The organism is Echinicola jeungdonensis (assembly GCF_030409905.1).
Classification (GTDB): Bacteria; Bacteroidota; Bacteroidia; order Cytophagales; family Cyclobacteriaceae; genus Echinicola; species Echinicola jeungdonensis.
The window spans coordinates 1,779,653-1,792,783 of record NZ_JAUFQT010000001.1 but is presented as its reverse complement, the minus strand read 5'-3'; the positions used below and the strand labels follow the sequence as shown (position 1 = coordinate 1,792,783).

The window sequence follows — 13,131 nt, the reverse complement described above, 5'->3', positions numbered from 1 at the left end:
TGGTATTTACCTATGTATATCATGATAATAATATCGGAAGTGCCGATGGCACGCTGTGGAACCGAGTATTTTCATTTTCCCAGGGATAAATCCCCAGGTCACCCTATTTTTCGTGCCTTTGCCACTTGGAAGAGGTTGGAAGATTTGAAGATTAACTCCCGTATGTTCGGCATTGAAATTGTTAAACAATTCCTAATCCAATGTGACCTATGCCCCTATGTGCTTATTTCTTTATCAAAAAAAGCTATCCCCTCTCCTAATCACCTCCGTTTTTCAACTTTGTATTGCCTTATGGGTATTTTTAAGGTAAATTATGGTTAGGTTTTCACCTCAAATTATGGCTTACAATACCTACATCGCAGACCGCATCAGCAGGGCCTTGTCCCAGGCCAACCAAGTTTTTGAAGCAAAGAAAATGATGGGCGGGCTTTGCTTTATGGTCAACGACAAAATGTGTATCGGTGTCCATGAAGACCGTATCATGGCCAGAGTAGGCCCCGACCAATATGAAGATTGCCTTGCACAACCAGGTTGCACAGAAATGAATTTTACGGGCAAACCCATGAATGGATTTGTGTTCGTGGAGGGGCAAGCTATTGTTACGGATAAGCAATTAACCTATTGGTTGGAAAAATGCCTCAATTATAACCCGATTGCAAAATCCAGTAAAAAACGCTCTAAAAATTAAAAACCGGATTATGGAGTTATATGTCGGCCAGAAAACATCCCGAAGCTTAACCATCACTCCCGATCATGTCCGGAAATATGCGGAAATCAGCGGTGACCAAAATCCCTTACATTTTGATCCTGATTTTGCTGGAAAAACCAAATTCAAAAAATTGGTAGCCCAGGGAGGCCTAACCACTGGATTATTGCATGCTTTGGTGGCCATGGATATGCCCGGTCCAGGCACAGTATTCCTAAGCCAAAACTGGAAATTTACCGCCCCGGTTTTTATTGGAGATACCATTACCGCAGAAGCGGAAATCAAAAGCCTCCACCCGTCCAAACCCGTTACCCAATTGGCCGTAAAAATCACCCGCCAGGATGGCACCCTTGTCCTTGAAGGGGAAGCCTGGTGTTATACTTTTGAAAATCCTTAAGATGCCCTCAAAAAAATATGTCCTGCCCATCATCGTCATTTCCCAATTTTGCTGCACCAGCTTATGGTTTGCAGGGAATGGGGTAATGCCCTATTTGGTGGATTATTTCCAATTAGGAACTGGAGCACTGGCACATTTGACTTCGGCGGTTCAGTTGGGTTTTATTACCGGCACATTGATTTTTGCTTTACTGACCATTGCAGACCGATTTAGGCCTTCCAGGGTATTTTTTATCAGCGCACTCTTAGGAGCAACTATTAATTTGGGCACCCTGTGGGAAGGAAATACCATGTTCAGTTTGCTGGCCATCCGCTTTTTGACAGGATTCTTTTTGGCGGGAATCTATCCTGTGGGGATGAAAATTGCTGCCGATTATTTCAATAAAACATTGGGCAGCTCTTTGGGATTGTTGGTCGGGGCATTGGTTTTGGGAACGGCTTTTCCCCATTTCTTGGCGGGGTTTTCCGGCAGTATTCCCTGGGAATGGGTCCTGATTTTGACCAGTTTACTTTCTTTGGCTGGGGGGCTTTTAATGGTCCTTATCGTGCCCGATGGCCCTTACAGAAAACCCTCCCCAACCCTGGACCTGACCGCCTTCTTCCAGGTATTTAGTAAGGACCAATTCCGATCAGCAGCTTTTGGTTATTTTGGGCATATGTGGGAATTATTTTCCTTTTGGGCTTTTATTCCGGTGATCCTAAGGACCTACTCTTCCTCCCATCCAGATGCCCAATTTAAAATTTCCCTATTGTCCTTTTCCATTATCGGAATTGGAGGCTTGGCCTGTGTGATCAGCGGCTATCTTTCCCAAAGCCTAGGTACCAAGAAAGTGGCCTCCACCGCCCTGGGTTTATCAGGATTATGCTGTCTTTTATCCCCATTGATGTTTAAGGTCCATTCCCCCTTGGCACTCATCCTCTTTTTGCTTTTTTGGGGCATGATGGTCGTTGCGGACTCTCCCCTATTTTCCACCTTGGTGGCCCAAAATGCCTCCAGTTCCATCAAAGGCACTGCCCTGACCATCGTCAATTCCATTGGCTTTGCCATCACCATTATCAGTATCCAGTTGATCAACTTGCTGCAACACTCCTTAAATCCACATTACCTGTATTTGGTTTTGGCCTTGGGGCCTGGTTTGGGCTTGATTGCCTTATATAGCAAGAATGACTGAATAGGTTTCGCGCAAAGCCGCCAAGTGCGCTAAGAGTTTTTGTCTTATAAAAAACCAATGCCTTATCAACTTAACGTCATGGCGAGGGAGGTCCCAAGGCCGACCGCAGCCATCTCCTATTAGAGGTCGAAAAGCATTTTGCACGTAAAGGTGCGAAGGAGGTTTGTACCTTGTACTGTGTCAATCATGATCCTAAAATCTTGCTACTTGATACTAAAAATGTTATTATGAACTAGTTTTTTCCACCATACCGCAGGGTGAAGTGCTTTTTAAAAAACCATTTTTTGGTTAAAGGCATTTTTTGGGAAGGAATGTAGAGATTTTATGGTGGTAGAGGATAAAAATAGCTCTAGGTATTCAAACCCAACAAACAATAAGCAGATGGGTTTGTAAACCTTTGGTTTACAGATAAACAAGTTGGCGGTAATTTGATGAAAACCACAGAAGAACATAGAATTAAAGTTAAAGAAATTGCTGATTTAGCTTTCGCAAATGCTGTTAACTCTGCGGATTTTAAGAAGCTAATTGGAACTCACCCGAAAGATTGGGACGAAAATATTCAAGAGAAATTTATAGAAAAAGTTCACGAAGGATTTAAAAAATCACAAAATTTACTTGTACAAGAAGTTTTAGTAAATCAAGAACTTTTAAGACAAAAAAAAGAAGAACTAAAAGAGACAAGGCGGAAACGAGAAACTGAAAAAACAGAAAATATTTCGATTGAGATTGAGGTCTTGGAACAAAGGTTGTCAACTTTTTCACATATCGCAGACGGAATTGCTTGGCAACTTATTAGCGGAGAGATTCACATAGCGAGAAGGTTTCATATTGGCGAGAATTCTTCGAAATTTCTTGATTCTTCAAATATTGAGCACGCTAAAAAGGTAGTTGACGAAATAAATAAATCACCTTTAGATTTTGCATTAATTTCTGATTTGACAAGTTTTGTACAAATAGGAGATGTTCTTATCAAGAATAAAAACTTGGTTGGCATCATGGAATTAAAGGAAGGAAAAGTCAATGACCAAATCAAAGACTTTTTCGATGAATTAAAGCAAAATGATACTGCTGTAACGGAAGACTTAATAAATAATAAATTTGACGAAAAAGCTGCGAAACAAGCAAAGAGAATGCAACGTCAAATATTGCGAGCAGAAAGAGCTACTGAAGTAATGAATACAGATGCTGGAATTGACCCTGTTTCGGAAACACCAATTAAGATTTCTACACCAACAATTAAAACAGAGGGATATCAAGAAGAGTTTATGAAACTTAATAATATTCTCGAAACAAAAATTTGGGCTTATACAGTAGTTGAAAATTGTCTTCACATTGGTATGTATAGAGACAAAGGAATTGCAATGGCAGGCTTCGCTATTGAAGAAATTCTAAAAAAGGAAACAGAAAACTTTATTATCATTGATTGGCTTTCAATCACAAATAATTTATCTCAACCAATTTTTGCAAAACCTTTCCCGCCCGACTTTATAGTAGACGTTTTAACAGGTAAAATAAAAATCATTATGGGGCTTAATTTGGACAATCTAATTGAGTTCTTTAATATTTTAGGAATTAAAACAAGATGGTTGACTAAAAAAGAAACAGCAAAAGCAAAACAAAAAGAAGTTAGAAAAGGAATGGTAGTAGTAAATAATAGAGCAATTTCAATGACATTACCAAATTTAGGTGGAGAAGCTATAATGTCAGGTGGAATAATTTCTAAAATTTTATATGACAACATTTTGCCAAGTAATATGGCTTTATCACTATTATCAACTGAACCGGAAAAATTATAAAAACTACCGCCAATCGAGTAGCCCGACCTGAGCCAATCGGCTCAGGTTGAGGCTCTCACACCACCATACGTACGGGTCTCGTATACGGCGGTTCACTGGATTGTAGGTTGCGTTTTGAGATAGTAAGAAAGCATCGATTCATAACCTTTTCTTCTCAAGCGTGACAAGGTGATAGTAGTAATCAGGATCGGACTCTGAGCTACTGCCCATCCTCCTTTTCTGGTTCTACTCCATGCGTAGGCATGGTCTTGATCAACTCCCAATCTGATCAGATTTTTACGTTTCCGCTCGGGCTTCTTCCAGTCGTGCCAGATACAGTATCGAAGGCGGTTTCTTAGCCATTCATCGATGGCTTTTAGCTTGACTTGGATACTGGCCAGGCGGTAATTGTTTACCCATCCCCGCCAGACCTCTGCCAGCTTTTTCAACCGTTCCTCTAAACTATACGGTCTGGTTTTCTTGGTGATCTGCTTGAGCTTTCGCTTGAGTGATTCCCAACTGTTCTTTTTCACTACCAACTGGTATTTTCCTTTGACTCCTTTCTTGTATGTCGGGACGAATGCATGTCCCAGCAGTTCGAAGTTGGACGGTCTCCGGATGCCACTTTTCTCCCTGTTGATGGGCAACCTGAGCTTGTTTCTCAAAAAGAAGTAAATCTCGTTGCCCACTTTTCTGGCTTCCTTCTTTGACTTGGCATAGATGCTGAAATCATCCGCATAACGCACATATTTCAGGTTTCTCCTGTCCAGTTCCTTGTCCAGCACATCCAGAAGGATGTTGGAAAGAAGCGGACTTATCGGGGAGCCCTGTGGCACGCCTTTTCGACGCCTGTGCAGTTTTCCGTTGATTTGGATGGGTGCACGCAGCCATTTTCGGATAAGCCGCAGGGTGGTTGGGCATTTTACCCGCTGGTAAATGAACTGTAGTAGGATCGAGTGGTCAACCTCGTCAAAGAATCCCTTAAGATCGATGTCCACAATGTCCTGATAGCCATCGTTGATGTTTTTCAGGGCTTGTGAAACCGCCTTGTGGATATTCTTTTCAGGTCGGAAGCCATAGCTGTATTCCTCGAAACTAAGTTCATACTTAGTCATCAGCACTTGGCTTACCGCTTGTTGGAGCCATCTGTCCACCACTGTGGGAACCCCCAGTAATTTTTTCTTTCCGTTACTCTTGGGAATTTCAACCCCTTTGATAGGTTTTGGTACATAAGTATGGTTCAGAATGGATGTGGCAATACTATCCCTGTTACTTTCCAGATAGGAAAGTAGTTCGGTGACTTTCATACCGTCCACCCCTGCCGAACCCTTATTCCGCACTACCTGTCGGTAGGCTTTGTAGAGATTCTTACGGTTGAGTACTTTTTCAACCATAATTTAATCTGTTAACCCTGTCCGCTTAAAATAAGGCTACTCCATTGTGGTGCTCCTTATCGAATTTGGACGTAATCCAATGTTCAGTCCTTCACTGTTCCGTGAGACCATCAGGGGTATGGTTTTAGCAATCCCTGCTCGTTCCTTCAGCTACTATGACCTCGGCTGACTTCTCTTGGATGTTCCCGACATCCAGAGATCTCCCTTGGTAAGATGAATATCCTTGTGCCTAACCCTGCCACATCTACTATTTTGGTACTGTCCCTTTTCAGGGCTTTGGACTTTGGCATGATGTGCTACCTCATCCGACCTCATAGCCTCGGTATGTGGTTCCTGTTCGTCAGTTCAGTCACCGCAGTCTGGCTTACTTCAGTGCATGGATCACTCCGAACCACCTTGCCACTTGCTTTGCTTCGGGTAACGACTCCCGCGCATCAGGGACTTTCACCCGTTGGAACGGTCAACTTTTTGACCTATATTCACCATTCAAGGCACACACATAGTGTATAGTGCATGCGGGTTTCAGGGGTTTTCGAGAGTTTGTGGCTCGTAAAAAAGTCGGTGTATACTGATAAGAAATCGCCTTGTATTTCCGCACGACACCATACCATCAAACGTTAGCGGCAAGATACTTGAACGAACTTAGAAGATATTATCAGAACTTGAATTCTAAGTTTTAATAAACAAAATTATGAAAGCATTGAAATTCACTACGTTACTCCTGCTTTTGATAGGTTTTTTAGGTTGCAAAACCCAAAATCCCACCTTACAAGAAAAATCCCAGACCGAAACCTTGGCGGTCGACCGGCCGAAATCGGTCAACGTTCGCGGTGAAACTATACATTATATCGAAAAAGGCAATGGAGAACCCATCATCTTGATTCATGGGGCAATCGGCGATTACAATGCTTGGGCCTTACAAATGGATACCTTGGCACTAAACCATAGGGCAATTGCTATAAGTCGTCGCTATGCTTGGCCAAACCAACAACCAGGCCCTGATGTTTCATTTGATTGTACAGTGGCACTTCATGCAAAAGATATTGTTGGTTTTATGGAAGAAATGAAAATTTCCTCTGCACATTTAATTGGTCATTCCTACGGGGCCATGATTGCGTTGCGAACGACTATTGACCACCCCTCTAAGGTAAAATCCCTTGTTCTTGGAGAACCTGGAGTGGAAACCATGCTCTCAGGTACAGTTAAAGGGGATTCTCTTATAAATGATTTTCGTACTAACTTCGATGTTGCAGTCAGTCTTTATAAAAGAGGAAAACATGAAGAGGCCGTGCGTCAATTTCTAATAACCGTATTAGGGTCGGATGAAGTCTACGATGTCGTACCACAAGCTGTTCGGGACGGTTGGTTACAAAATTTGGTAGAAGGAATATGCATTGCGGAAACCCAAGATTTAGCTTCCATTTCACATGAGGAACTTAGTCAAATAAAAGCACCAGTCCTACTCATAAAAGGGCAAAATTCCCCTGCTTATTTGGCGACGGCGAGCGATTCGTTGAATCTAGTCCTACCGAACAGTGAGCTGAGATTGTTGCCAAATGCTTCGCACGGCTTACAGGGAGAAAACCCATCTGAATTCAATAAGCTCGTCGTAAAATTTCTAAACGATAATTAAATTAAATATGGCTATTAGATCGAAACTAAATTAAGCCTGCCGCTAATCGAGTAGACGGCCGTGAGCCATAGGCCCACGGTGCGCCTCTCACACCACCGTACGTACGGTTCTCATCTCCCCCGCATCCCTGCTTCTCACTAAAACCTTCCGCCGGAAGGTTTCTTTACGCTCGGCCCCCAATTCACTGGATTGTAGGTTGTGATTTGAGGTAATAGGAATGCATGGATTCATATCCCTTTCTTCTCAGGCGTGACAAAGTGATAGTGGTTATCAGAATCGGACTTTGTTCATGAAGGATTGTTTTTAATTGGTATTCACGAATGCTTCGCATTTGAGCTACTGCCCATCCCCCTTTTCTGGTTCCCTCCCTTCAACCTGGCCCTTCGCTAAAATGATCCAAAGGGACCATTTCTTTACGCTCAGTCCTATGCGTAGGCATGATCTTGGTCTATCCCCAGTCTGATCAGGTTTTTACGTTTTCGCTCAGGCTTCTTCCAATCATGCCAAATGCAGTAGCGAAGTCGGTTCCTCAGCCACTCGTCGATCTGTTTAAGTTTGGCCTGAATACTTGCCAAGCGGTAGTTGTTCACCCATCCCATCCAGACTTCTCTGAGTTTGTGAAGCCGTTCTTCAACACTGTGGGAACCCCCAGCAATCTTGTCTTTCCGTTACTCTTGGAGATTTCTACCCCTTTGATAGGTTTTGGTACATAAGTATGGTTCAGAATGGATGTGGCAATACTATCCCTGTTACTTTCCAGATAGGAAAGTAGTTCGGTGACTTTCATACCGTCCACCCCTGCCGAACCCTTATTCCGCACTACCTGTCGGTAGGCTTTGTAGAGGTTCTTACGGTTGAGTACTTTTTCTACCATAATTTAATCTGTTAACCCTGTCCGCTTAAAATAAGGCTACTCCATTGTGGTGCTCCTTATCGAATTTGGACGTAATCCAATGTTCAGTCCTTCACTGTTCCGTGAGACCATCAGGGGTATGGTTTTAGCAATCCCTGCTCGTTCCTTCAGCTACTATGACCTCGGCTGACTTCTCTTGGATGTTCCCGACATCCAGAGATCTCCCTTGGTAAGATGAATATCCTTGTGCCTAACCCTGCCACATCTACTATTTTGGTACTGTCCCTTTTCAGGGCTTTGGACTTTGGCATGATGTGCTACCTCATCCGACCTCATAGCCTCGGTATGTGGTTCCTGTTCGTCAGTTCAGTCACCGCAGTCTGGCTTACTTCAGTGCATGGATCACTCCGAACCACCTTGCCACTTGCTTTGCTTCGGGTAACGACTCCTGCGCATCAGGGACTTTCACCCGTTGGAACGGTCAACTTTTTGACCTATATTCACCATTCAAGGCACACACACCGTATAACAACAATTGCGGCTTTGTGTCCTGCGGACACAACCGCGCAAGCATAAAAGTCGGTAATTTTAGATATCTTAGTTTCTAAACAATCCGCAACTGATTGTTATACAAGACCGTTGTGCCCAATTTAAAATATGACCACTGAAAGAATACAACAATTAATTAATAAAGGAACTCAGGTTTTATCAACTCATAGAGCAAATCCTCCAAACGTAATTGGGTTGCCGACTTTGGACTCCAAGGCATTTAGAGCTTGGCAAAGTCAGGTTATGAATTACCTTCAATCGAACCTTCCATCTGATAATACATACTTGATTTCATTTAAGGAGCAGGTAAAAAAAGGATATAGAGGTTCTGTTGAAGCTGGGATGGGAATCTTAGAATCTTTAAAAGAAGATGTGGAATTAGGCTCCTTTGAGGTGGTTGCAATTGAAAATCAACCCGACCCCATAAGACCACTGCTGAGTATTTTTGAGAAGTTTCATCTTGTTGTACGCCAGATGCGGAATAGGTATGATGGCCGAAATACCCTTGATGTCAAAGACGAATATGATGTGCAGGATTTATTACACTCATTACTTCATTTACATTTTGACGACATTAGACCTGAAGAATGGACACCAAGTTACGCGGGAAAGTCATCAAGGATGGATTTTTTATTGAAGGACTTTAACCTTGTGATTGAGGTCAAGAAAACAAGAACTGGCATAGGTGCAAAAGAAGTCGGAACTCAACTAATAGAGGATATTGAAAGATACAGGTCCCACCCTGGCACGGAAACATTGATATGCTTTGTATATGACCCAGAGGGAATTATTGGAAATCCAAGAGGTCTTGAAAATGACCTGAATAGAGAAACGGCTGAATTTAACGTAAAAGTTTTAATAAGACCTTAAAAAATATAAACTGGGCATAACAGCGTGTATGTGGCAATAGCGGGTGAAGTAGTAAACTGGAGGTTTGTGCTTTTAAAAAAACTTTGTGCTAAACAGACAGGAAAGTGCTTTGAAAACCAGCACTACGCATATTCGTGCCGTTAAAACCCACCCCATGAAAAAGAAACTCCTCCTTTCCGCAATTTCTATTCTATTGCTTTTTCTTTTTAGCCCATTTGGGTTCTATCAGACTAAGTTTAAGCAGGAAACAATAGTTACCCTTCCATTAACCCAGTTGGTCATGGAAGGAACTATTGAAGAGTTAGATTCGGTAGATGCTAAACTCCTTTTTGAAAGCATGGGGGACTACGTAACATTAGAAAGTTTGGATGAAATTCCTATTGTAACCAATTTCTCAAAACAAGACACTTTAAATAAGAATGTGATTCCCATATTAACAGAAGAGACTAACAAGTCCTCCAAAATCTGGGCTTTTATGTATCAGAAAAGTAAGGTCTCCAATCAATATGAAATCGATCTGCCACTGACCCACATTCTTTATAAAGGAAAACTGATTTTGTTCAAAGGTTCGGGAAACATCTCCATTAATGGAGATTTTGAAGTTTTGGGTTTATGCTCTTTGGGTACATACAACCAACTTCTTGAGAACAGCCTAGAAAAAGCCTTCCGAAAAGCCTTGCAACAGGAACTTAAGAGAAAAATACTTACTGTTCTTAATTAAAAGGTGATCCTTCAAATTACCATAGTATATTGGTGTGAGTATCCTAGATTACCATTTAAGAGAAAATGATGGAACGATTAAATAACATACACCCCGGTGAAATTCTAAAAGAGGAATTCTTAATACCTCTTGGTATTTCTGCTTACCGTTTGGCAAAAGAAACTTTCCTGCCACAAACCAGGATCAGTGAAATCATTAAAGGTAACCGACGGATCACTGCTGACACTGCCCTGCGTTTTGCTAAATTTTTTGGCACAAGTCCCAAGTTTTGGCTTGGTTTACAAGACGATTATGATCTTGAATAATACTTCCCATAAAGTTCACACATTACCTAAAATCAAGGCTTCTACTTAATTTTTAAGGCTTGACACTTTTTCCTTGATGAAAAAGTGCCCAACCCCGAAAGCTTTCGGGGCAAGGCCTGTGAAGCATCTTTCAAATTGGGCAGTTTTCACTTTCGATTACAATTTCGTTTTACCCAATTTGATTTTTGGCCAATTGCTCCGGGCTAAAAATGAATGGATCTCGCTCGTCCACTTCGCGAGCTAATTCATTTTGGATATTCCGGATGATATTGACCCCTGTTCCGGGCATATTGACCCCTCTTTAGGAGAGGTTTGGTTTAATAATCAGATGGCCTGACAATTTTACATTTTTTTTCTGAGACTTTCCCCTTTCAGCTCGATTCTGTAGGAGACGTGTACCAACCGGTCAAGAATGGCATCTGCGATGGTCGGCTCACCTATGACATCGTACCAGCTTGAGACAGGGAGCTGACTTGCAATAATAGTGGATTTTTTACCGTGCCTGTCTTCGATAAGCTCCATAAGATCGATCTGTTGCTGTTTATCCAGGTTTGTCAGGCCGAAGTCATCGAGGATGAGCAGGTCCGTTTTTGCCAGTTTATCAAAGAACCTGATGGCAGTGCCGTCCAGTCTGACCATCTTGATTTTGATCATGAGCTTTTGGGTGTTGAAGTAAGCGACCTTTTTCCCATGCACACAGGCCTGGTGGCCAAGGGCCGAGGCCAGGTAACTTTTTCCACAGCCGGTAGCCCCCGTGACAAGTACAGCATCCCTATTGGTTATATATTCCCCGGTTGCCAGGGTTGCCAGGAGCATATCATCCAGGCCCCTGGTTTTGTCCAGGGAGAGTTCTTCCAGTGAAGCTTTGTAACGGAACCCTGCGTTGGATTCCAGTCTTTTAAACCTCCTGTTGTCTCTTTCCTGTTCTTCTGCCTGTAACATAAGCTCAAGTCCTTCGGCAAGGGAGAGGCTTTGGTTTTTACGGGTCTCCTGTAGCGTTGTCCATGTTTGGTGCATGCCGTGGAGCCTGAGTTTGATAAGTTGTGTTTCGATCGGATTGGGCATAGTTGTTTAAAGTTTAAGTTATTGATATTGGTCATAATATGTTTTTCCCCTGACATTCCCGTGTTCAGGAAGTTCCCTGGCAGACGGCTCCGCTGTAGCTTCTGTCATATTGTTTTCCAGCATGTTCTTGATAAAGGTATAGGAGTATACTTTGTACTCCATGGCTGTATTGCAGGCTTTCTCCAGTCGCTCCTTATCCACCTTCCTGCCCAGGGCGAGCAGCCCGTCACAGGTCCTGTAAAGCTGTTCGGGGATCTTGCCCTGTTTAAACAGCAGGGAGATGTACCTGGACAAGACCTTTGAGTGTTGGGCGGCTTTGCTGCGGTAATATTCAGGACTTCTGTCCCTATAATGCTGGTGCTGGGAACACAGGTGTTCTTTGAGCGTGGAATAACTCCCTTGATTGAAGCCTCTGCTGTGTATGGCCACCCGTTCCCCTTTATGGAACACATAGAGCATACTCCGTGTATAGATCACCTTTACCCTTTGGCCTATCAGTGTATAGGGGACACTGAAATAGTGGTTGTCCCGGGCCAGATAGATGTGGTTGTTTTTGGCAACGGTCAGCCGGGCATAGTGTCTCAGCTCGAAGCGTTCCCCGGGGAGTTTCCCCAACAGGCCCTTCTCATCGGCGAGAAACTTCTCTTCCCTGCAGTAGGGCTTTTGCTGCATCCGGGTCTGGTTATGGGCTTTTACCTTTTGGCCAATGGCCCTGTTTAAACTGTGTATATCGAAGAACTGCATATTCCTGAGCCTGGCATATACCCGGGAGTAAAGGACCTTTACCTGGTTCTCTACCAATGCCTTGTCCTGCGGCTTCCTCGCCCTGGCAGGCACTACAGCCGTGCCGTAGTGGTTGGCAAAATCCTCAAGGGCCTGGTTGATACTTGGCTCATACTTGTCGGCTTTGTTCACTGCGGCTTTCAGGTTATCGGGGACCAACAGCTGTGGCACACCCCCCAACTGCTCCATACAACGGCTTAGGGCATATAGGAAGTCCGGGATGGTCTGGGAGGCCACGGCCATGGCAAAGGCATAATCCGAATAGGGAAGGCAGGCCACAAACAGCTGGCACCGGACCTCTTCTCCGGTTTCCCTGTCTATGTAGGCGATGGGCTTGCCTGCAAAGTCTATATACAGCTTCTCTGCAGGCTTATGCTCAAGTACCATGGATGGCTTTGCCCGGGCAAGATCCTGTTGGTTGAGGTGGTGGCAAAACTGGCTACGGCCGTATCCATCGGGATAGGACTGCCTGTACTCTTCCCATAAAAGAGTTTTGGTCACCCCTTTGCGCTGGAGCTCTTTTTGATAATAAGCAAGGTTGGAGATAAAGTGTTCGTACCGGGGATCTTTGTAAGAAGGGTCCCCTGAAAGGAACTGTTTCTCAATCTCAGGTACCTCCATGGACAGGAGCTTCTCCGTCGTAAGCCCTGTTTTCTTATTGTTTTCCAACAGCTTGTCCAGCTTAAAAAGATAGCTCTTGACTGTGTTTTTGCTCATCTCCAGCATGCGGGCTATGGTTTTGATGCCCTTGCCCTGCTGCCGTAAAATAATCATCTGCTTGATCTGACTCATCGGTTTTGGTTTACCTGCCATCGGATTATACTTAGCGGTTTCGAAAATGTCCGCTAAAAAACCAAAACCATTCCATAGAGGGGTCAACTTGCTCCGGAATTTAAGCCTCAAAGGGGT

13 protein-coding genes are annotated in these 13,131 nt (G+C 43.4%); 8 read left to right on the top strand and 5 right to left on the bottom strand.

Translation table 11 applies throughout. From position 1 onward, the window contains the following. Window positions 1-337 precede the first annotated feature (337 nt). The 4 genes from QWY93_RS07690 (at window position 338) to QWY93_RS07675 (ending at window position 4,070) form a co-directional block, all read left to right on the top strand. Entirely contained in the window at window positions 338-688 is a 351-nt protein-coding gene (locus QWY93_RS07690) for a TfoX/Sxy family protein (protein ID WP_290247595.1), read from the top strand. Window positions 689-698: 10 nt separating this feature from the next. Continuing rightward, window positions 699-1,103, top strand: a complete 405-nt coding sequence (locus QWY93_RS07685) for a MaoC family dehydratase (protein WP_290247594.1) — start codon at window positions 699-701, stop codon at window positions 1,101-1,103. Between the two features lies 1 nt (window position 1,104). After that, window positions 1,105-2,274, top strand: a complete 1,170-nt coding sequence (locus QWY93_RS07680; RefSeq protein WP_290247593.1) for an MFS transporter — start codon at window positions 1,105-1,107, stop codon at window positions 2,272-2,274. A gap of 431 nt (window positions 2,275-2,705) precedes the next feature. Then, the gene (locus QWY93_RS07675) at window positions 2,706-4,070 is read left to right on the top strand and encodes a hypothetical protein (RefSeq protein WP_290247592.1); all 1,365 of its coding nucleotides are present in this window, start codon (window positions 2,706-2,708) and stop codon (window positions 4,068-4,070) included. Between the two features lie 92 nt (window positions 4,071-4,162). Here the strand turns inward: QWY93_RS07675 and ltrA are convergent, their stop codons facing one another. Continuing rightward, on the bottom strand, window positions 4,163-5,443 hold the full coding sequence (gene ltrA, locus QWY93_RS07670; RefSeq protein WP_290247591.1) for a group II intron reverse transcriptase/maturase: 1,281 nt from the start codon (window positions 5,441-5,443) through the stop codon (window positions 4,163-4,165). A gap of 691 nt (window positions 5,444-6,134) precedes the next feature. Here ltrA and QWY93_RS07665 point away from each other — a divergent pair. Then, the gene (locus QWY93_RS07665) at window positions 6,135-7,076 is read left to right on the top strand and encodes an alpha/beta fold hydrolase (RefSeq protein WP_290247590.1); all 942 of its coding nucleotides are present in this window, start codon (window positions 6,135-6,137) and stop codon (window positions 7,074-7,076) included. 425 nt (window positions 7,077-7,501) lie between these two features. Here the strand turns inward: QWY93_RS07665 and QWY93_RS07660 are convergent, their stop codons facing one another. Together QWY93_RS07660 and QWY93_RS07655 are read right to left on the bottom strand one after the other, a co-directional pair. Continuing rightward, window positions 7,502-7,675, bottom strand: coding sequence for a group II intron maturase-specific domain-containing protein (locus QWY93_RS07660; RefSeq protein WP_290247589.1), 174 nt, complete (start codon window positions 7,673-7,675; stop codon window positions 7,502-7,504). After that, window positions 7,663-7,950, bottom strand: coding sequence for a hypothetical protein (locus tag QWY93_RS07655; RefSeq protein WP_290247588.1), 288 nt, complete (start codon window positions 7,948-7,950; stop codon window positions 7,663-7,665). Before QWY93_RS07655 ends, QWY93_RS07660 begins: the two co-directional genes overlap by 13 nt. 636 nt (window positions 7,951-8,586) lie before the next feature. Here QWY93_RS07655 and QWY93_RS07650 point away from each other — a divergent pair. The 3 genes from QWY93_RS07650 (at window position 8,587) to QWY93_RS07640 (ending at window position 10,374) form a co-directional block, all read left to right on the top strand. Continuing rightward, window positions 8,587-9,348, top strand: coding sequence for a PD-(D/E)XK nuclease domain-containing protein (locus QWY93_RS07650; RefSeq protein ID WP_290247587.1), 762 nt, complete (start codon window positions 8,587-8,589; stop codon window positions 9,346-9,348). An 85-nt stretch (window positions 9,349-9,433) separates the two neighbouring features. Further along, window positions 9,434-10,069 (top strand): hypothetical protein, encoded by a 636-nt coding sequence (locus QWY93_RS07645; protein WP_290247586.1) that lies wholly within the window; start codon window positions 9,434-9,436, stop codon window positions 10,067-10,069. Between the two features lie 68 nt (window positions 10,070-10,137). After that, a complete protein-coding gene (locus tag QWY93_RS07640) occupies window positions 10,138-10,374 on the top strand; it encodes a HigA family addiction module antitoxin (protein WP_290248837.1) in 237 nt (78 codons plus the stop codon). Between the two features lie 342 nt (window positions 10,375-10,716). Here the strand turns inward: QWY93_RS07640 and istB are convergent, their stop codons facing one another. After that, window positions 10,717-11,439: an IS21-like element helper ATPase IstB gene (istB, locus tag QWY93_RS07635; protein WP_290247585.1), complete on the bottom strand. Its 723-nt coding sequence runs from the start codon at window positions 11,437-11,439 to the stop codon at window positions 10,717-10,719. Window positions 11,440-11,457: 18 nt separating this feature from the next. Continuing rightward, window positions 11,458-13,035, bottom strand: a complete 1,578-nt coding sequence (gene istA, locus QWY93_RS07630; RefSeq protein WP_290246349.1) for an IS21 family transposase — start codon at window positions 13,033-13,035, stop codon at window positions 11,458-11,460. Window positions 13,036-13,131 lie beyond the last annotated feature (96 nt).